Annotated in this window: 11 protein-coding genes and 1 pseudogene; all 12 read left to right on the top strand. The window is 65.7% G+C overall.

The window, feature by feature from the left end:
- Positions 1-52 precede the first annotated feature (52 nt).
- Positions 53-2,542, top strand: coding sequence for an ATP-dependent Clp protease ATP-binding subunit (locus tag IPI56_08600; protein ID MBK7545783.1), 2,490 nt, complete (start codon positions 53-55; stop codon positions 2,540-2,542).
- A gap of 75 nt (positions 2,543-2,617) precedes the next feature.
- Positions 2,618-7,960, top strand: a complete 5,343-nt coding sequence (locus IPI56_08595) for a translocation/assembly module TamB domain-containing protein (protein ID MBK7545782.1) — start codon at positions 2,618-2,620, stop codon at positions 7,958-7,960.
- Complete coding sequence (gene bamA / locus IPI56_08590; protein MBK7545781.1) at positions 7,957-10,272, top strand: outer membrane protein assembly factor BamA; 2,316 nt, start codon at positions 7,957-7,959, stop codon at positions 10,270-10,272. Before IPI56_08595 ends, bamA begins: the two co-directional genes overlap by 4 nt.
- Positions 10,269-11,561, top strand: a complete 1,293-nt coding sequence (locus tag IPI56_08585) for a histidine--tRNA ligase (protein MBK7545780.1) — start codon at positions 10,269-10,271, stop codon at positions 11,559-11,561. The genes bamA and IPI56_08585 overlap by 4 nt, the downstream gene beginning before the upstream one ends.
- Positions 11,555-13,360 carry an aspartate--tRNA ligase gene (gene aspS, locus IPI56_08580; protein ID MBK7545779.1) on the top strand — a complete coding sequence of 602 codons (1,806 nt, stop codon included), beginning with the start codon at positions 11,555-11,557 and terminating at the stop codon, positions 13,358-13,360. Before IPI56_08585 ends, aspS begins: the two co-directional genes overlap by 7 nt.
- A 138-nt stretch (positions 13,361-13,498) precedes the next feature.
- Positions 13,499-14,473 (top strand): PhoH family protein, encoded by a 975-nt coding sequence (locus IPI56_08575; protein ID MBK7545778.1) that lies wholly within the window; start codon positions 13,499-13,501, stop codon positions 14,471-14,473.
- On the top strand, positions 14,473-16,002 hold the full coding sequence (locus IPI56_08570) for an HDIG domain-containing protein (GenBank protein MBK7545777.1): 1,530 nt from the start codon (positions 14,473-14,475) through the stop codon (positions 16,000-16,002). Before IPI56_08575 ends, IPI56_08570 begins: the two co-directional genes overlap by 1 nt.
- Positions 15,999-16,451: an rRNA maturation RNase YbeY gene (gene ybeY / locus IPI56_08565; protein ID MBK7545776.1), complete on the top strand. Its 453-nt coding sequence runs from the start codon at positions 15,999-16,001 to the stop codon at positions 16,449-16,451. The genes IPI56_08570 and ybeY overlap by 4 nt, the downstream gene beginning before the upstream one ends.
- Complete coding sequence (locus IPI56_08560) at positions 16,448-17,479, top strand: DUF21 domain-containing protein (GenBank protein MBK7545775.1); 1,032 nt, start codon at positions 16,448-16,450, stop codon at positions 17,477-17,479. The genes ybeY and IPI56_08560 overlap by 4 nt, the downstream gene beginning before the upstream one ends.
- Positions 17,476-18,471, top strand: coding sequence for a DUF21 domain-containing protein (locus IPI56_08555; protein MBK7545774.1), 996 nt, complete (start codon positions 17,476-17,478; stop codon positions 18,469-18,471). The genes IPI56_08560 and IPI56_08555 overlap by 4 nt, the downstream gene beginning before the upstream one ends.
- Positions 18,468-19,127, top strand: coding sequence for a recombination protein O N-terminal domain-containing protein (locus IPI56_08550; GenBank protein ID MBK7545773.1), 660 nt, complete (start codon positions 18,468-18,470; stop codon positions 19,125-19,127). Before IPI56_08555 ends, IPI56_08550 begins: the two co-directional genes overlap by 4 nt.
- Positions 19,124-19,951: pseudogene (locus IPI56_08545) on the top strand (glycine--tRNA ligase subunit alpha). The gene IPI56_08550 and the pseudogene IPI56_08545 overlap by 4 nt, the downstream one beginning before the upstream one ends.
- Positions 19,952-19,960: the final 9 nt, after the last annotated feature.

Genomic DNA, 19,960 nt, shown 5'->3' with positions numbered 1-19,960 from the left:
GTCGCCCGGGAACTTTTTCGAGCGACGGACGTTCTATTTCATGGAGGAGCCCATGTCCAACCGATTTACGGAACGCGCCCAGCGCGTCATTCTGATTGCGCAGGAAGAGGCGAAACGCCTTAACCACGATTACGTGGGGACGGAGCACCTGCTTCTGGGGCTCATCGCCCTGGGCGAGGGCGTGGCCGCCCAAGTGATGACCAATTTGGGCGTCGACCAGCGCCGCGTTCGCGCCGAGATCGAAAAGATCGTCGGCACCGGCGACAACGTCATGTTGTTGGGCGAGATTCCCTTCACGCCCCGCGCCAAAAAAGTGCTCGAGCTGGCGGTGGAAGAGGCCCAGAACATGGGCCACAACTACGTCGGCACCGAGCACCTGCTCCTGGGCCTGATCCGGGAGGAAGAAGGCGTGGCGGCGCGGGTGTTGGAAAACATCGGCGTTCGTCTCGACGTCGTTCGGGAGGAAGTCATTTCCCTGTTGGGCGAAGGCCAGCAAAGCCCCGCCCCGGGCCAGCCCGCGCCCGCCCACCCGACCTCGGGGGGAAAATCCAAATCCAAGACACCCACCCTGGACGAATTCGGCCGGGATCTGACCCTGATGGCCAAAGACGGCAAGCTTGATCCGGTCATCGGCCGCGAGAACGAGATCGAGCGGGTCATTCAAATTTTGTTGCGCCGCACCAAGAACAACCCCGTGCTGATCGGCGATCCCGGCGTGGGGAAGACCGCCATTGTCGAAGGGTTGGCCCAGCGTTTGGCCTCCGACGACGCGCCGGAACTGCTTCAAGGCAAGCGCGTCATGACCCTCGACCTGGCCGCCGTGGTGGCCGGCACCAAGTACCGCGGCGAGTTCGAGCAGCGCCTCAAGAACATCATGGAGGAGATTCGGCGGGCCAAAAACCAGATCATTTTGTTTATCGACGAGCTCCACACCGTCATCGGCGCCGGCGCGGCCGAAGGCGCCATCGACGCCTCCAACATGCTCAAACCCTCCTTGGCCCGCGGCGAACTCCAGTGCATCGGCGCCACGACCATGGACGAGTACCGCAAGTACATCGAACACGACGCCGCCCTCGAACGCCGCTTCCAGCCGATTTTGGTCGACCCGCCGTCGGTCGAAGACACCATCAAAATTCTCAAGGGCCTCCGAGACCGCTACGAAACCCACCACAAGGTGAAGTTCGATGACGAAGCCTTGAAGGCCGCGGCGGAGCTGTCGGACCGTTACATCACCGACCGCTTCCTGCCGGACAAGGCCATCGACCTGATCGACGAAGCCGGCAGCCGCGCGCGGTTGCAGGTCACCCAGCGGCCCCAGGCCCTCAAGGAACGCGAAGTCGAAATCGACAAAGTCACCCACGACAAAGAGGCCGCCATCGCCGCCCAGGAATACGAGAAGGCGGCGCGGTTGCGCGACAAGGAAAAAGACATGCGGCGCCAATTGGACGAGGCGCGCAAATCGTGGCGCGAACAGCGGGACGCCACCGTTCCCGTTGTCAACGGGGAGGACATCGCCGCCGTCGTCTCCAAATGGACCGGCATCCCGACCATGAAGTTGACCGAGTCCGAACAGCAGAAACTCGTTCACATGGAAGACGAATTGCACAAGCGCGTGATCGGCCAGAAAGAAGCGATCCAGGCGATCGCCCAGGCCATCCGGCGCAGCCGAACGGGACTCAAGGACCCCAAGAAGCCCATCGGCAGTTTCATTTTCCTGGGCCCCACGGGCGTCGGCAAAACCGAGTTGGCCCGGGGTTTGGCGGAATTCCTTTTCGGCAACGAGGAAGCCCTCGTGCGCATCGACATGTCCGAGTACATGGAGAAGTTCTCCGTGTCGCGGCTCATCGGCGCGCCCCCGGGCTACGTGGGCTACGAGGAGGGCGGTCAGCTCACCGAGGCCGTCCGTCGGAAGCCCTATTCCGTCGTCCTCCTCGACGAAATTGAAAAGGCGCACCCGGACACCTTCAACATCCTTCTTCAGATGATGGACGACGGCGCCCTCTCCGATAACCTGGGGCACCGGGTGAGTTTCAAGAACACCGTCATCATCATGACCTCCAACGTCGGGGCGCGGCTGATTTCGAAGGGCAAGTCCCTCGGGTTCCTCGTGCAGGAAGACGCCGCGAAGGACTACGCGGCCATGAAGGACACGGTGATGGAAGAGGTCAAGAAAGCCTTCAATCCCGAGTTCCTCAACCGGTTGGACGACATCATCGTCTTCCACCCGTTGACCCGAGAGGACAGCCGCCAAATCCTCGACCTCATGCTGGCCCGGGTGTCGAAAAAGCTCGCCGCCCAGGCCCTCGCCGTTTCGTTGACCGAGGAGGCCAAGGGGTTCCTCGTGGAAAAAGGCTTCGACCCCAACTACGGCGCCCGACCCCTGCAACGGTCCATTCAAAGGCTCCTGGAGGACCCGCTGGCCGAAGACATTTTGTCCAAGAAAGTGGCGCCCGGGACTTCGGTCTTTGTGGACGTGGCCGGCGACGGACAAAAACTCGTCTTTTCGACCACCCCGCCGCAACCGACCGTCAAAAGCGGGTAACCCCTTGGCGTCGCGTCGCCCGCGGCTTTCGCCCTCGCGCGACGCCGCGCCGGCGGACGTTTCACCCCTCTGCCCATGCGTTGGCGCGCGCCCCTCGGACTGATCCTCTTCCTGCTGGCCCTTCTGGTCGGTTGGGCCACCTGGGCCCGCCCGCGGGTCGAAGACCGCGCGGGACCCTGGGTGGAGGCGACTTTGTCGCGGCTCACCGGCCGCCCCGTTTCCGTCGGCGTTGTCCGAATTCATCCCCTCCTCCTCTCGGCTTCCGTTGACCGCGTGCGCGTCGGCGCGCCCGAGGCGCCCATTTTCACCTGTCGCCGCTGGACGATCCGCACCGTTTTCTCCTCCGAACCCATGCCTTTTTCGGTTTTGTTTTTTGGTCCCGGCCGATCCCGGGTGGAGGCTCCCGTCTGGCGGGGCGGTGGGTCCGCGGTGGGGAGCGGTCCCCCGTTGAACTGGCGGTCCCTTCCCTATCACCGTGTTTCCTGGACCGGGGGGGATTTCGAGATTCCCACGGGGCCCGGGCGCCCGCCGCTGCGTCTGGCCGGTGTCGACGGGGAACTCGGCCTCTCCCCCGGCGGGGGGGTCCTGCGCGTGCGTGGGACGGGGGACCCGGGGCGCTGGTGGATGGACGTCGGCGTGGCCGATTCCCTGCGCGTCACGCCTTTGTTTTCGGGGCGCGGCCGTTTGGTTTTGGAAGATGTTGATCTGGGTGTGATCGCTCCTTTCTGGCCGAACGATTGGGGCGCTGTGGTGGGGCGCGCGGGGGTGGATGTGTCCATCGCGATCCAAGACTATTCTCCGGGGCCTTCCGTGGGACGGCCCCGCTGGGCCCGGATGACCCCGAAGGGAGAAATACGATTTAAGGACGCCCGCTGGCGACCACGCGAGTCCACCCCCCGGGATTGGGGGGTCCCCTTGAGCGGCCGCGTCACTTTGGAAGGGTCCCGGCTTCGCTTCCACGACACGGGGGTGTTGGACGGCTTGCGCCTGTCGGGGTCGGTCGAGGGGTTGACGAAAACGGCTCGGCTCGATCTGGCCCTTTCGGCCCGGGATTGGGGGGTGGAGAATCTTCGTCGATCCGGGTTCACGGCGTTTCGCCCTCTCCCCCCGGCGGGACGCGTGGACGGCGAGGTTGTCATTTCCGGAACCCTGGAGAAACCCGAACTCGCTTGGCGAGCCAGCCTGAAAGGTTTGGGGGTGCCGGGGGCGGTCCTGCCGCCGTTGGAAGCCACCGGGACCTGGCGCAACGATTGGTTTTCAACGCGTGTGAACGGTCTTTCCGGGACGGTGGATGTGGACGGCACCCTCGCCGTCTCCTCCGTTCCCGCCTCGGGCGGGCCCCTTTTGTGGGCGGTCAAAGCGAGCGGTCTTTCCCTGGACGACGTGGCGGCGGTCAACGGTTGGTCGCGGGTGCGGGGCCGGGTGGACGGGGCCTTGTCTTTGCTGCGCCCCGGTTCGGGAGGGACGGACCGCCCCCGCGCCGAAGGACGGCTTCGCATCGAAGGGTTTGAATGGGGGCTCCACCGGGAAACAGCGCCGGTGGAGGGGCGTCTAATCTTGGACGATCGCGGCCTGCGCGTGACGGGCGCGGGCGGCGGGTTGCGCCTCAACGTCGAGCGGGCGGGCGACGATTGGCGGATCGAATCGCTGGATTACCGCGCGGGGGCCCTCCACCTGTGGGGCGCGGGGTTCCTGAGCGACGCCGAAGGGCGACTGGGGTTGCGCGGCGGCGTCGAAGGTTTGGCCGCCACGGATTTCCCGCCCATCGGGAGCCGTTTCCCCGACGCGCAAGGGGCTTTTTCCGCCGACGGCCGTTGGACCGGGCGATGGACGTCCCCGGTTTTTGACGGGACGGTTCGGTTGGACGCGCTTCGCTGGCGTCCGGGCGGCCTGGTCCACAATATCCGCGCGGAAGTCCACGGGGAATCCAAAGCGTTCCGCATCGAACGCCTGGAGGTGGACGACGTGTTGACCGCCGCGGGCGAATGGTCCGCGGGGCGGAGCCGATGGCGCGCGCGATTGACCCCCACCCCCGTGGAGCGTTTGCTGGATTTTCAAAAGGACACCGGATCCCTCCGGGGCATCGTTTCCGGGGAGATTGAATTGGAAACGGGGCGGCGTCCCGGTTGGGAAGGGGCGGCGCGCCTCGATTGGAGGGACGGCGGCGTGGGCCCGTGGTCCGCGGAGAGCGCGACGGCGCGTTTGGTTTTTGCCGGGGACACGGTAACCTTGGAGTCCTTCGACGCGCGGCAGCGCGGGGGCGGGCGTTTGACGGCCCAGGCCGTCGCCGTTCGCGAAAGGGAAATCGGCGGCGGAAGGCCGACCGCCTGGCGGGGAACCGCTTCCGGCGAGGCGCTCAACTTCGGCGCCGGCCGCCGCGCATGGACCTCCCGTTGGACCGCCCAGGCCCGCCACGAATGGCGCACCGCCCGGACCTCCTGGACCGTGGTGTCGCCGGGGGCGAGGTGCGGCGATGTGGACCTGGGGGCCTTGGCGGTCCAAGGGCGCTGGACGCCCACCGCCTGGGGGGTGGACGACGCGCGATCTTCGCGCGGCGCGGTGGGATTCTTCGCCGTCCAAGGCGCCAGCCGAACGCTCCTCGGCCAATGGCGGGCCGCCGGCGTCGATCCGAGGGCTTTGTGGCCGAAGGTGCCATTCCCCGCGGATTGGCGGCGGGGGGAAGTGGGCAGCGAGGGAACCTTGGGCGGAACGTGGGACCGGCCGCGCGCCGCCGGGCGCGTTGTCGGCCGGGCGGACTGGCGGGACGTTTCGGTCCGCGCCGAGGGCCGCTTCGCCTGGGAGAACGATTCGCTCGCCGTGGACGCTCTGACGGCGTCGTTCGAGGACGGGGGCGTGGTGGTGGCTTCCGGAACCGTCGGGGCGAGTCCGGCCCCCGGCGTGGGGTGGTCCCACCGACCCGTGTCTTTGAAAGCGCGGGTGGAAAGCGTGCGGTTGGAGGGTTTGTTTCGAAGCCTTTCTTTGCCCCGGGGGTGGCGCACCGCCCTGACGGGCGCCCTGGAAGGGGCGGGCACCGGTTTGGATTTCCGCGCCGACGGGCGTTTCGCCGCCGCGGGGGCGACCGCCGCGGGCGAAGCCTGGACAGGGGGCGCGCGGGTCCGCTTCGCCTCGCGCACGTTCACGTTGGAGGATGTGCTCGTTCACACCAGCGAAGGGCGTTGGGGCTTGGCCAACGGCGCCCGGGCGGTGCGGCGGGACGCGGGGTGGGACGTCGATCTCATCAACCAAATGCGAAACATTCGGTTGGGGCCGCTGCGGTTTTTTGGCGATTTGCGCGTGGCGGGCCGGTGGGACGCCGCGGGCGCGTCGGCGCGACTCGTCGCGCAACCCCTGTGGGTGAATCAGCGGCGCTACGAGCAGTCGCTCACGCGCGTCTCCTGGCGACCCGGGGAAATACGTTTTTCGGCCGTTCCGGGAGACCCCACGACCCTGGAAGGGTCCGTGAATCTGTCCGCCTGGCCCCGGGTGGTGATGGACAACATCGTTTTGCGGGACCGGGGCGCGCGCCGCCTGGGGGTTTCCGGCGTTTGGTCGCCGACGGAATGGGATTTCCGGTTGGACGCCGTCGACGTCGGCGCGGAAACCCTTTTGTCCCTCGCGAACGCCGATTGGCCGGTGACGGGTTTTTGGAACGTGCGCTTGCGCGGCCAGGGCAGCGCCGCCGCGCCGGACGTGGCGGCCGAAATTCAGGGCCGGGACGGGCGGGTGGGGGCGTGGCCCTACGACCGTTTGGAGGCCGCGGCCCAGTGGCGGGGGGACGCCGTGGACTTGCGGCGATTGCGCCTTTCCCGACGCAACGGATATGTGTTGACGGGCGAAGGCCGGTTGCCGATCCGGACGGGCGACGACGCCGCGGTTCCGCCGACCTTGCGGTTGTCTTTGACCAACGGGCGCCTCCAAATGCTGCCCGACGTCTGGGCGCCGTGCCTTTGGGCCAAGGGGTCCTTCGCGGGCGCCCTCGACCTGGGTGTGGGCCCCGACGGCCTTCCCCGGGCGATGGGAGCCCTTGACCTTCGCGACGGACGTCTGGCCGCGCGCGCCTACACCCCGCGCGTGAACGATTTGAACGCCCGGTTCGTATTGAAGGACGGCCGAGTTTGGGTGGAGGGCGCCCGCGCCCGGGTGGGCCGGGGGGGCGTGGAATTGACCGGTTCCGTCGGATTGGCTGGGTTCGGCCCCGCGGATTACGATTTGCGCTTGCGCACCGTGGGGGACCGCGGGGCGCGCGTCGAAGTGCCGCAATTGTCGGTGCGGCCCGGCCCGCTTTTGAGCCGCTGGGCCTCCGTGGCCGAAAAGCTCAAGGGGGTTTCCCAAGGGGAACCCCGTTTCGACCTTCGTCTCGACGGTCCCCACGGCGCGCACCGCCTGACGGGCGACGTTTTTCTGGAGCGCACCCAATTCACGTTTCCGCCATCGGAAAAGCCCCGGGCGCTGCGGGGGCCGCGCTGGTGGCGGGAGCTGTGGCGCGTCGCCGAGTGGAACGTCGTTTTTCACGCGGGGAAAAACACCTGGTACGGCAACGAATACATCGACGCGGCTCTGTCCGGCGATCTCCGTTTGGCGGGGCACCGCAAAGCTTGGCGCGCGTCGGGAAAAATTGAAACCGAGGAGGGGTCCATCCGTTATTTGGGGCAAAGTTTCAACGTCACACGCGGGGTTTTTGAAATGATCACCGACACCCGCCCGGGCGTGGGGTTCGGTCCTTCCATCCCCTACGTTTCCGGGCAGGCGGAAAAAACCGTGACGAGTCTCGACACCCGGGGGTTCGCGGTCAACGACACCGTGACCATGGTGGTGGACCGGGCGCCCCTGGGGGAGATTCAACCCCGGTTCGTTTCCCGCAACAATCCGGACATGAAGACCGAGCGGGTCGCCATGCGGGCCCTGGGGTTGTCCGGGGACCAACAAATCACTTCGGAAGAACGCGACCAGTTGTTGCGCGCGGGGTTGGTCCAATTGCTGGGGGCCAGCGCCTCCCCCCTGGCCCTTCGTTTGGCCAAGAATTTTGGAATTGATATGATTACCACGATTTACGAGCCTCCCGAAACGCTGGAAACCCCCGGCGGCGCCACCCCCTCGACCGCGGAGGACAAGACGGCGCGGACCGGTGAATTGGTGGATTATTTGCGGGGGGCCGGCGCGGCCGCGCGCATCCGGGTGACCGATCGTTTGTTCGGCGTCTACAAGGTCAAGTGGGACGAGGCGCAAAACCAATTTTTCTTTCGGGACGAAATCGAGCTGGTGTACCGCGTGATGGGCAGCTTGTACGCGCGCGCCGGCACGGAGTTGGATTCCGAACGGCTGTTGGGTCAACCCCCCGAACGGCGGGTGGCCTTGGAAAACCAGTGGCGGTTCGGTTTTCCGCGACGAAAAAAACAAACCTCCGAGGATAAAAAATGAAAATCTCATTGGGACGCGTCGTCGCCCTGGCGGCCGCGCTGTGGATCGCCCTGGCCGTCGCGCCGCGGGCCGAAACCCCCGCCACCATCGGCGAAGTCGTGGCCGAGGGCACGCGGTTCGCGAAACCGCGCGCGGTTCTCTCCAAGATCAAGGCGCGCAAGGGCGACCCCGTGACCGACCCCGCCTTCCGGGCGGATGTGGACCGACTCCTGGAAACCGGGCTCTACGAGGACGTGCAAGTCGCCGTGGAGGAATTGCCGGGCCAAAAAAGCGCCGAAGGCGGTCCGGTGGTGCGCGTGGTGTTCCGCGTTCAGGAACGGCCGGTCATCCGCCGCGTCGACTTCAAGGGCAACAAGGCCCTTTCCACCACCAAATTGTCGGAAACGCTCGCCTCCAAGGTGGACGAGGCCTACGACCGGTTCAAAGCGGCCCAGGACGTTTCCAAAATTCTCTCGCAATACCGGGACGAAGGCCATCTGGACGCCAAGGCGGAATCCTACACCTCCCTCGACCCCCGGACCAACAAGGTTATCCTGACGTTTTTTATCGACGAAGGGCGCCGCGTGATCGTCCGCGAAGTGCGGGTGGAGGGGGTGTCCCATTTCTCGGCTCGCCAGGTGCGCCGAAAACTGAAGAAGACGCGGCAAAAAAAAGTTTTTAAAGAAGACGTCCTGGACGATGATTTGCGGGCTTTGGTGAACGCCTACCGCAACGCCGGGTATTTGGAGGTCAAAGTCGACGCGAGCCGGCGCGACTTCACCGAAGACCGCGCGGGGGTCGCCCTCACGCTCGCGGTCACCGAAGGGCGACGCTACACGGTGGGGGACGTGACTTTTGCGGGGGCGACCCTTTTTAGCGAAAACGAGCTTCGCCGGGCCGTCACTCTAAAAAACGGCGCGCTTTACGAACAAACCTTGATGGACGAAACCCAGCGCAATCTGCAGGATCTCTACGCCGACAAAGGCTATTTGCGCGCGGAGGTGGTCCCCACCACGGACCCCCGCCCGTTGGACGGCGTCACGGGCACCGTGAATCTGCGTTTCGACATCGCCGAGAGCTCGGTCGTGCGGGTCGACCGGATCTACGTGGACGGCAACACCTACACGAAGGAGAACGTGGTCCGCCGCGAGGTCTTGCTGAAACCCGGGGATGTGTTTTCCGCCGGAAAGATGCGAAGGTCCGTGGAGGCGATTTACAACCTGGGCTTTTTGGACGACGTCCAGGTGGACCTCCAACAGCCCCGCTCGCCCGATTTGGCCGACGTGGTCTTCAGCGTGAAAGAAGGGAAGCCCGGCATCCTTTCCGCGGGGGCGGGATACTCCAGCTTGGACGGCATGGTGGGGACGGTGCAGGTGCAGCACATCAATTTCCTGGGACGGGCGCAGCGGATCAACGTGATGTGGGAATTCGGCCGCAAGCGGCAGAATTACGAGCTCGGTTGGACGGACCCGTGGTTCCTGGGCCGGCGCATGAGTCTGGGCGCCGATCTTTTCGACACCGTGCGCACCCTGCCCTTCAACGGGAACAGTTTCGCCTACAAAAAAGGCAACCGCGGTTTCGGGTTGCGCCTCGGGCCCCGGCTGACGGATCGGTTGTCCCTCATTGAAAACTACAACTACGAGCGGGTCCGGGTGTTCGACATCGACGCGGAATTCCAGACCAACACCAACCCCGACCTGGTGATCAAACCCTCCGACGACATCAAGTCGGCCTTCACCACGGGCATCGTCTACGACAACCGCGACAATTATTTCGACGCGTCCCGGGGCGGCCGTTACTTCGCCACCGTCCAGACGGCCGGCGGGCCTTTCGGCGGCGATTTGAATTTCTACAAGCCCGAGATCTCCGCCGCGCACTACTTCCCGACGTTTTGGAAATTCGTCCTCACCCTGTCCGCGCGGGGGTCCTACGTGAGCGAATTCCCGCCCACGAAGGAACTGCCGATCTCCGAGCTCTTCCGGATCGGCGGCGTCGACACGGTGCGGGGCTACGACATCGGGGAGGTCGGGGTGGACGGGGGAAAAATCTACACCGTTCTCAACGCCGAGTACAAATTCCCCCTGGTTCAAGAGAACAAACGGACGGTGCTGCAGGGGGCCGTCTTCGCCGATTTGGGCGGGGCTTGGACGAACCGCGAAGACATCACCTGGGCCATCGGTTCCCAGCCGAACCAGATGCGGGCCGGCGTGGGGTTCGGCATTCGCTTCAAAACGCCGGTCTTTCCCATTCGTTTGGACTGGGGGTGGGGCCTCAATCGTCCCGCCGACGAGCCGAAGAGCGAATTTTACTTCACCATCGGGAATATTTTTTGAGCCGTCCCTCGGCGCCCCGGGGCACCCGGGACCTGTTCGGCGACGAAGTCCGGTTGTTCCGGCGCATCGAAGAGCGGGCCGCCGACTGCTTCCGCCTTTACGGGTACGAAGAACTGCGCACGCCCGTTTTTGAAAACGTCGATCTCTTTCGCCGGGCGGTGGGCGACACCACCGACATCGTTGAAAAGGAGATGTACGTTTTCGAGGACCGGGGCGGGCGCCCCCTGGCGTTGCGCCCCGAGGGCACCGCCGGCGTGGTGCGCGCCTATTTGGAGCACGCCTGGGACCAGAGCGCGCCGGTGAAAAAACTTTTCTACAGCGGCCCCATGTTTCGGGCGGAGCGGCCCCAGGCCGGCCGGTACCGGGAATTCCGTCAAACGGGCGGCGAGTTTTTCGGCAACGCTTCTCCCGAGGCCGACGCCGAAACCCTGCTCCTCATGCGGGACATTTTGGCGGCCGCCGGCCTGCCCAAGGGCGCGGCCACCTTTGGGGTCAACTCCCTGGGGTGCGCCGTGTGCCGTCCGGCTTTTCGAGACGCCCTGCGCGCCTATTTGGAGCCCAAGAAAGCCGGCTTTTGCGAAAATTGCCAGCGCCGGCTGGCGGTCAACCCGCTGCGCGTTCTGGACTGCAAAGGGGACGGACCGGCCCTGGCCGACGCCCCGGTCACGACCGACCATTTGTGCGCCGATTGCCGGTCCCATCACGGGCGCGTTCTCGAATTGTTGCGGGCGGCCGAATTGGCCTTCGCGCCGGCCCCCCGGCTGGTGCGCGGGTTGGATTACTACACCCGAACGGTTTTTGAGGTGACGGCCCCCGGTTTGGGGGCGCAGGACGCCCTCGGGGCCGGCGGCCGCTACGACGGTTTGGTCAAGTCCTTGGGCGGCCCGGACACCCCGGCCGTGGGGTTCGCCTTCGGCGTGGATCGCGTGGCCCGCGCCCTCGCGGCGCAAAACGTGCTCGTGGCGGGGCCGCGCCGGGTCTTCATCGCCCAGATGGGCGCGGGCACGGCCGACGCGGCGTTCCGCTTGGCCGATGAACTGCGCGGGGGGGGCCTGTGGGAAGCCGCGTCCCTGGCCGTCGAGGTCGGCGCCCCGGGCAAAAGTCTCAAGTCCCAATTTCGCGCGGCCGACGGTTGGGGCGCGGCGTGGGTGGTGTTGGTCGGCGAAGACGAATTAAAAAAACAAACGGTGATCCTCAAAGACCTCCGGGCCGGAGCCCAGCGCGAAGTGCCCCTCGCGCGGGCCGCGACCGCGGTTTTGGAGACGATCGCGGCGGAGAAACCATCGTGAAACGAACCCTTTATTGCGGCCAAGTGCGGCCGGAGCACATCGAAAAAACGATCACCCTCGCGGGTTGGGTCCACAACCGGCGGGACCACGGCGGGGTGCTCTTCATCGACCTGCGGGACCGCGAAGGGTTGGTCCAGCTGGTGTTCCACCCGGAGCGCAAAGATGTTTTTGCCCAGGGCGAGGGGTTGCGCGGCGAAGCCGTCATTGAAGTGACCGGCGTCGTCAAACCCCGCCCGGCGGGGACGGAAAACCCCCACATGCCGACGGGAGGCGTCGAAGTCTGGGTGGAATCGCTCGAAGTCTTGAACACAAGCCGGGTGCCCCCTTTCGAGATTTCGGAGCATTGCAACGCCTCGGAAGACGTGCGCCTTCAGTACCGCTACCTGGACCTGCGCCGGCCCCCCCTGCAGAAAAACCTCATTTTGCGCCACCGCGTCACCCAGGCCGCCCGGGATTTTCTGACGGCCGCCGGTTTCCTGGAATTGGAGACGCCGTTCCTCACCAAGTCCACCCCCGAGGGGGCCCGCGATTTTCTCGTGCCCTCGCGGCTCGCGCCGGGGTCGTTTTACGCCCTGCCCCAGTCGCCGCAGCTTTTCAAGCAATTGTTTATGGTCGCGGGGTTCGATCGCTATTACCAAATCGCGCGCTGTTTCCGCGACGAGGACCTGCGGGCCGATCGTCAGCCGGAGTTCACCCAAATCGATCTCGAAATGTCTTTTGTCGATGTCGACGACGTCGTGGCGTTGGTCGAGGGGTTGATCCAGGCGGCGTTCCGCGCGGCCGGCCGGGAGGTGGTCGTCCCCTTCCCCCGGCTCTCTTACGACGAGGCCATGCGGCGCTTCGGCTCCGACAAGCCGGATCTCCGCTTCGGCATGGAGATCCAGGACGTTTCATCGGTGTTTTCCAAAACCGGGTTTCAAGTGTTCGCCAAGGCCCTGGCCGCCGGCGGCGTCGTGCGCGCCCTGTGTTTTCCCGGCGGGGCCGCTCTGTCGCGGACGGAGATCGACAAGCTGACCGATTGGGTGAAGACTTTCGGCGCCAAGGGGCTGGCCTGGCTGAAAATGACGCCCCAGGGTCCCGAGTCGTCGATCGCAAAATTCCTGAGCGAAGGGGAACTCGCCGCCCTGCCGAAGGCCGTCGGCGCGAACACGGGCGACATCCTTTTCTTCGGGGCGGGACCGGCGCTCGACGTCGCGGCCTATCTGGGACCCTTGCGCGTGGAATTGGCCCGCCGCGCGGGCTGGACCAAGACGGACGGTGTTTTCAAATTCCTTTGGGTCATGGACTTCCCCTTGATGGAATACAGCGCCGAGGACAAAAAATGGAACGCCGTCCACCACCCCTTCACCCGCCCCGCCGCGGAGGACGAAGCCGCGTTGCTGGCGGGGACCCCCCCGGCCGCCGAGCGGCTGTCGGCGATGCGTTCGCGCGCCTACGACATTGTTTTGAACGGCACGGAAATCGGCGGCGGCTCCATCCGGATCCATCGCACGGTCCTGCAGGCGAAGATTTTTGAATTGTTGGGCATTTCGCCGGAGTCGGCCCGGGCCAAGTTCGGCTTTTTGCTCGACGCGCTGGATTTCGGCGCGCCGCCCCACGGCGGTTTGGCCTTGGGGTTGGACCGCCTGGTGGCGCTGCTTTCCGGCGAGGATTCCATTCGCGACGTCATCGCCTTCCCCAAAACCCAAAAGGGCGCGGACCCCATGAGCGGGGCCCCCTCGGCCGTGGACGAGGCTCAGTTGCTCAAAGAATTGACCCTCAAAATCGCCCGGGTCCCGGCCCCGCCCCCGGCGCGTTGACAAGCCGTCGGACGCGCGGTACACTTAAAACAGCTCCATGAGAGTCCCAGGGAAGAGCGTCTCCCCGACGTTTCGCCCCCCCCGTTTTGACGTTGGCGGGGGTCGGCCGGCGTCCGCACCGGGGGGGCCGGGCCCGTGGTGACCCGCCGACTGGCCTTGGCCGACCAAGAAGAAGCCGTCCTCCTCTTCGGTCAGCACGACCGCAACCTCAAAGAAATCGAACGCCGTTTCAACGTGCAAATTTTCGTCCGCCCCTCGGACCGGATCGACGAGGGGGGGCTCACGCTGGCCGTGCGCGGCCGCCCCAAACCCGTCGAGCAGGCGTTGTCCACCCTCGAAGAGATGAAGCGCCACGCCGCGCGTTCGCGCCAGCACGGGGCGCCGTTGTCCTTGCTCGAAGTCCCCGCCGCGGGCGTGCCGGGGGGGCCCGTTCCCGCGGGGGCGATCTTGGTGACCGTGACGGGACAACCCCTGCGTCCTCAATCCGCCACCCAGGAGGCCTACGTCCAGGCCATTCGCCAACGCGATCTCGTGGTGGGCATCGGCCCGGCGGGATCGGGCAAAACCTATTTGGCGGTGGCCTCCGCGGTGGCCGCCCTCGAACGCGGCGACGTCAATCGCGTCGTGCTCACCCGGCCGGTGGTCGAGGCGGGGGAAAAGCTGGGTTTTTTGCCCGGGGATTTCTACGAAAAGGTCCACCCTTACCTCAAACCGTTGTACGACGCGTTCCACGCCATGGTGGGGGCCGAACGCTTCCGCCTGTGGCGCGAGGAAGAGATCATCGAGATCATTCCCCTCGCCTACATGCGGGGCCGGACCCTCGACGACGCGTTCGTCCTATTGGACGAGGCCCAGAACACGACCGCCGAGCAAATGAAAATGTTCCTGACCCGCCTGGGCAACCGGTCGCGCATGGTGGTCACGGGGGACGTCACGCAAATCGATTTGGAAAAAAAGGCGACCTCGGGGCTTGTCCAGGTCCAGGACGTCCTGAGCGGGGTGGAGGGCGTGGAGTTCGTCCGGTTTTCCGAATCCGACGTCGTGCGACACCCCCTGGTGCGGCGGGTGATCGCGGCCTACGACGCCTGGGAGCACCGCCGCAAGGAGGCCTGATGCCGAATTTTTTAAAGACGTTGATCAACCGTTTCCTCCGTCCTTTCCTCCTCCGACTGCTGCACTGGACGGAGCGCAGCGGTCCGCTGTCGGGACCGCGCGCCGGCGTGTTCCTGGAGCGGGAAATCCACATCCCCCCGGGCGTCGTGGCGTTTGTGGTCGGGGTGTTCTTGACGTTGGTGCTTGTCTCGGAGCTGGGGTGGGGCGCGCGCCCGTTGGGCGCCGCGCTGATCCTCACGGGAGCGCTGGTTTTCCTTTTCTCCCTCTACCTGCGTCAGGACCATCCGGACATCATTAAAAACGCCGACGCCGTGGCCCTGTTGGGGGTTCTCACGGTGGCGGGGGTCCTCGGGACCGAAGTGTGGTTGGATTGGGCCCGGCGACAAACCTGGGTGTCGCCCTACGGCCTGCCCTTAGCGGGCGTCAGCGTGCTGACCGCCGTGTTGCTCCACCCCCGCGTGGCGGTGGTGTTGACGCTCGTTCTTTCCTTGGTCTTCGGCCTGCTCAACGCGTTTTCTTTGGAGGGGGCGCTTGTGGTCTGTTTCGGGGGAATGGCGGGCATCGCCCGGTCCGTCCGCGTTCGCACGCGCCGCGATATCCTCGTCGCCGGCCTGTTCATTTTTATCGGCCAGGTCGCGGCTTTGGGAATGTTGTCGTTGCTGGGGCGCCTCCCCGCCGGGACCTGGGTGTTCGGCGTCAAGTGGGCGGGGGTGGCCAGCGCGGCTTCGGCCCTGTTGGCCCTGGGTCTTTTGCCGTTCCTTGAGTTGTTTTTCTCCCGTCTCTCCGACATCCGGCTCCTGGAACTCTCCGACGTCAATCACCCCCTGCTGAAAGAAATGAGCGTGGAAGCCCCCGGGACGTATCACCATTCCTTGATCACCGCCTCCCTCGCCCAGGCGGCGGCCGAACGTCTGGGCGCCAACGGCCTTCTCTGCCGGGTGGGCGCCTATTTCCACGACATCGGGAAGCTGGTCAAGCCGGAATATTTCGTCGAAAACCAAGGCGCTCTGGGAAATCCCCACGAGTTGTTGCCGCCCAACATGTCGCGCATCGTCATCCAAGCCCACGTCAAAGACGGCTTGGCCCTCGGGGCGCGTTACAACCTCGACCACAGCATCACGGATTTCATCGCCCAACACCACGGGACCTCGCGTGTGGAATATTTCTACCGTCGGGCCATCGAACAGACGGAAGGGTCCGAGGACGTCGATGAAGACCTTTACCGGTACCCGGGCCCCCGGCCGCGCACGAAAGAAACCGCCATCGTGATGTTGGCGGACTCGGTGGAGGCCTCCTCCCGTTCCCTCGACGACCCCACCCATCAACGCCTCACGGACCACGTGAACCGCATCGTCGACGGGAAAACCATCGACGGACAATTCGACGAGGTGCCCCTGACCCTGGCCGAAATCCAAAGGGTCAAGGACAGCTTTGTGAACACCTTGGTCGGTGTTTACCACACGCGCGTGCGTTACCCCACCAGCCACGAGACCGACCTGGAACAGCGCACGGCCGCGCCGCCCCGGTGAAAATCGCTTTTTGGACACGGGGCGCCCGTCGTCCGGCGGCCGAAAAGCACGCCGCGCGGGGCGTGCGCGCGGCCCTGGGCCGTCGCCGGGGCGGAGAGATGAACGTGGTGTGGACGTCCCGCGGGGATCTTCGAAAAATGAACGTGCGTTTCCGCAAGACGGACCGCTTCACCGATGTGATTGCTTTCCGCCACGAACCCGCGCCCGGCGAACGCCGCCGCCGGGCGGCGGACACCCCGTTCGGGGACCTCTACATCGCCGTTGACCAGGCCCGCAAGAACGCCCGCCGGTTCGGCGTGACCTACAACGAGGAAATCGTCCGTTTGGCTGTTCACGGGACGCTCCACCTGCTCGGCCACACCGACTACACGCCGGTCCCCCGGGCCCGCATGTGGGCCGCCCAGGAGCCCCTGGTTCGGCGGGTGATGGCCCGCGCCCGGTTGAAATGATCCTCCTGGAGGCGGCGGCCCTCGCCGCTTTTCTGGCCCTCTCGGCCTATTTCGCGTTGGTGGAGGCGGCGGTGACCGCCCTCTCCGCCGTGCGCATGAAGAAACTCGCCTTCATTGATCCCGTCCTCCTGCCGCATTTCCAGGAATGGCTCGAAAAACCGCACCGGCTTTTGACGGTCCTTATGATCGGCAACAACCTGGTGAACGTGGCGTTTTCCAGTTTGGCCGCGCTGGCGGCCATCCCCCTGCACCGCGTTTTTCCGTCGGTGGTCGTCCACTGGACGGTGTGGTTGCTCGTCACGGCGGTCCTTCTCGTGGGCGGGGACATCGTGCCCAAAATCGTCGGCCGCACCTACCGCGAACGGGTGGCGGTGTGGGCCCTTCCCTTGATGACGCGGGCGACCCGGGCCCTGTCCTTTCTCTGGCGGCCGCTGGACTGGGCCTTGTCGCGGTGGGCGCCGTCTTTGCACCGCGCGCCGGTCAACCCCCTTCAGGTGGTGAGCCTCGAGGAATTGCAACAGGCCGCGGCCGAATCCTCGGCCGCCGGGCATTTGTCCCGGGAGTCGGGGGAAATGTTCCACCGGGCCCTGGCGCTCACGCAGAAAACCGTCGGCGACATCGCGCGGCCGGCGGGGAATTTGGATCGCCTGCCCCTCGAAGTCCTCGATCGGCCCGGCGGGGGCGAACGATTTTTGGACCTGCTGGTGGAAACGGGCCGCACCCGGGTGCCGGTCACCCGCGGTGATCGCCCTGTCGGGTACGTCAACGTTTTCGACGTCCTGCGGGAGGGCGACGCGGAATCGGGGGTCGGGTTGGACGGGCTCATACGCCCCTTGCGCTGGGTGTCGCCCGCGACGCGGGTCGTGGATCTGTTGGAGGAATTCCGCCGGAGCGGCGATCCCTTCGCCCTGGTGGGCACGCCGGCCGGGGAAGAGCGGGGGTTTTTGACCCTCGAGGACCTGTTGGAGCAGATCGTCGGTGACATCCTCGATGAATACGACCGCGAACGCACGGACGGCCCCGCGTGACCGAGTTTTTTTTCAAACTGTTCGCGGCGGCCGCGATCTTGGTGGTCAGTGCGCTGTTTTCACTCGCGGAAACCGCCTTCATGAGTTTGTCCCGATTGCAGTTGGACCGTCTCGACAAACACCGCCCCGGAAAATTGGATTTTTGGCGCCGCGACCCCGACCGCGCCCTGGCGGCCCTCCTGCTCATGAACAACGTGGCCAACGCCGGGCTCGGCGTGCTTTCGGTGTCCCTGGCGCTGGACGCCGTGGCGCTCCTGGGGATCCCCTTCGCGCAGGGGCGTGTGTTGTTCCCGGCGCTCACCGCCCTGTTGGTGATCCTGCTGGCCGAAGTCGCCCCCAAGGTCGCCGCGCGGGCGCGCCCGGAACCCCTGGCGCTCGCCCTCGCGCCCATGACGCGTTTCCTTGCCGAACGCTTTGGTCCTTTAATGGATTTGCTCCTCCGGCGAACGGGCCGCGCGTTGTCGTTTATGTCCCGCACGGTCCGCACCGAGAAGGCGCAATGGGACTCGGCGATCCTCCGGCACCTTTTGGAGAAAGCCTCGGTGGACCGGCCGTTCAAGCGGGTTTTGGAAAATTTGGTGGAATTCGGCCATCGTCCGGTCACGTCGGTGATGATTCCCCGGGCCGACATTCAAGCCGTGGATCTCCGTCTGGACCGGACGGCCCTTTTTGAGAAAGTCCTGGCCTCCGGGCATTCACGGGTCCCGGCCCACCGGGGGTCTCTCGACGCCCTCCAGGGGTTGATTTACGCCAAAGATTTGCTGGCCGAACGCCGCAGCGCGGCGCTTATCGCGGCGGACGATTTGATTCGCCCTTTGCCGCGCGTCGCGCCCGAAATGTCGTTGGCCGAGTTGCTGCGGGAATTCCGCAAAGGGCACCACCACATGGCTTTGGTGGTGGACCGGTTCGGGGCGGTGTTGGGTTTGGTGACGTTGCAGGACGCCTTGGAGGCCATTGTCGGCGACATCGCCCGGGAGCCGGATCCGGCGTGAACGTCAACGTGGACGCCGTCGTCTTGGCCGCGGAAGCCCTCTCCGAAACGGACCGGCGCCTCACGCTGTACACGCGGGAATTGGGGCGTCTCTACGCGCGCGCGACCGGCGCGCGCCGCCCCGGCGCCCGCCTCGCGGCCGCCACCGAACCGGGGGCCCGGGCGCGGTTCCGTCTTTGGTTGCCGCCGGGCGCCGCGTCGGGCCGTGTGACCGGCGGCGTTTTGGACGCCGGCGTGCCCGGCCGGGGCGATTGGGTCCGCGCCACCACCGCGCTTTTTGTCTGCGAAGTCGTCGACCGTCTGACCCCGCTGCTTCAGCCCGACGCGGACAAACACCAACTTCTCTGCCGGGCGTTAATGGCCATCGGGCGGGGCGTCCCCGCGGCGGCGGCCGCGTTCTTGGTGCAGGCCGCCCGCTTGGCGGGCTACGCGCGGTTGCCGGGGGGGGCGGCCGCCGAACTCTGCCGTCGACTGGACGCCTGGGACTTCGAGTCGGCGGCCCCGGGCGAGGGGGGCCCGGCGGAGCTCGCCCGGGTGGAGGAACAAGTTGTACAATGGCTCGCTCCGTATTTCGGCCGCCCTTTGAAAACCTGGGGGCACCGGCGCGCGTTGGAGCGGTTTCAAGCCAAAACGAAAGGGCTGCGACGGGTCCCATGACGTTCCAAGACATTATCCTGGCGCTTCACAAATTCTGGGCCAAGCGGGGGTGCCTGCTCTGGCAGCCCTACGACATCGAAAAAGGGGCGGGCACCTTCAACCCGGCGACGTTCCTGCGTTGCCTGGGTCCCCGCCCCTGGGCCGCGGCCTACGTGGAACCTTCGCGCCGGCCCACCGACGGTCGTTACGGCGAGAACCCCAACCGGCTCCAGCATTACTATCAATACCAGGTGCTGATGAAGCCGGCCCCCGCCGACATTCAGGAACAATACCTCGCGTCCCTCAAAGCCATCGGCATCGATCCCAAGCGCCACGACATCCGTTTTGTGGAGGACGATTGGGAATCCCCCACTTTGGGGGCCTGGGGACTGGGGTGGGAGGTGTGGCTGGACGGCATGGAAATCACCCAATTCACCTATTTTCAACAGGTCGGCGGCATCGATTTACGGCCTATTTCCGTCGAAATCACCTACGGGTTGGAGCGGCTGGCGATGTATTCCCAAAAAAAGAACAGCGTCTACGACGTGTTGTGGACGCCCACGACCACCTACGGTCAAGTCCACCTCGAAGACGAGCGGCAGTTCTCCCGCTACAACTTCGAAGAAGCCGACGTGGCCCAACTCCGTCGCCACTTCGACGATTGGGAAACCGAAGCCCGTCGTTTGTTGGACAAAGAGCTCGTTTTGCCGGCCTACGACGCGGTCATGAAATGCTCCCATTTGTTCAACTTGTTGGATGCCCGCCGGGTCCTTTCCGTCACGGAACGAGTGACGTACATCGCCCGGGTGCGCGGGTTGGCGCGGCGCGCGGCGGAGTCCTATGTGAAAACCCAG

The organism is Elusimicrobiota bacterium (genome assembly GCA_016706425.1).
Classification (GTDB): domain Bacteria; phylum Elusimicrobiota; class Elusimicrobia; order FEN-1173; family FEN-1173; genus JADJJR01.
The sequence above is the reverse complement of the archived record's forward strand: the minus strand, read 5'-3'. Positions and strand labels throughout refer to the sequence as shown.

What these genes read in the sequence shown, in the direction of transcription:
- IPI56_08570 (MBK7545777.1), top strand. Translation starts at nt 14,473, where the DNA reads ATGCCGAATTTTTTAAAGACGTTGATCAACCGTTTCCTCCGTCCTTTC.
- bamA (MBK7545781.1), top strand. Translation starts at nt 7,957, where the DNA reads ATGAAAATCTCATTGGGACGCGTCGTCGCCCTGGCGGCCGCGCTGTGG.
- IPI56_08560 (MBK7545775.1), top strand. Translation starts at nt 16,448, where the DNA reads ATGATCCTCCTGGAGGCGGCGGCCCTCGCCGCTTTTCTGGCCCTCTCG.
- IPI56_08595 (MBK7545782.1), top strand. Translation starts at nt 2,618, where the DNA reads ATGCGTTGGCGCGCGCCCCTCGGACTGATCCTCTTCCTGCTGGCCCTT.
- IPI56_08600 (MBK7545783.1), top strand. Translation starts at nt 53, where the DNA reads ATGTCCAACCGATTTACGGAACGCGCCCAGCGCGTCATTCTGATTGCG.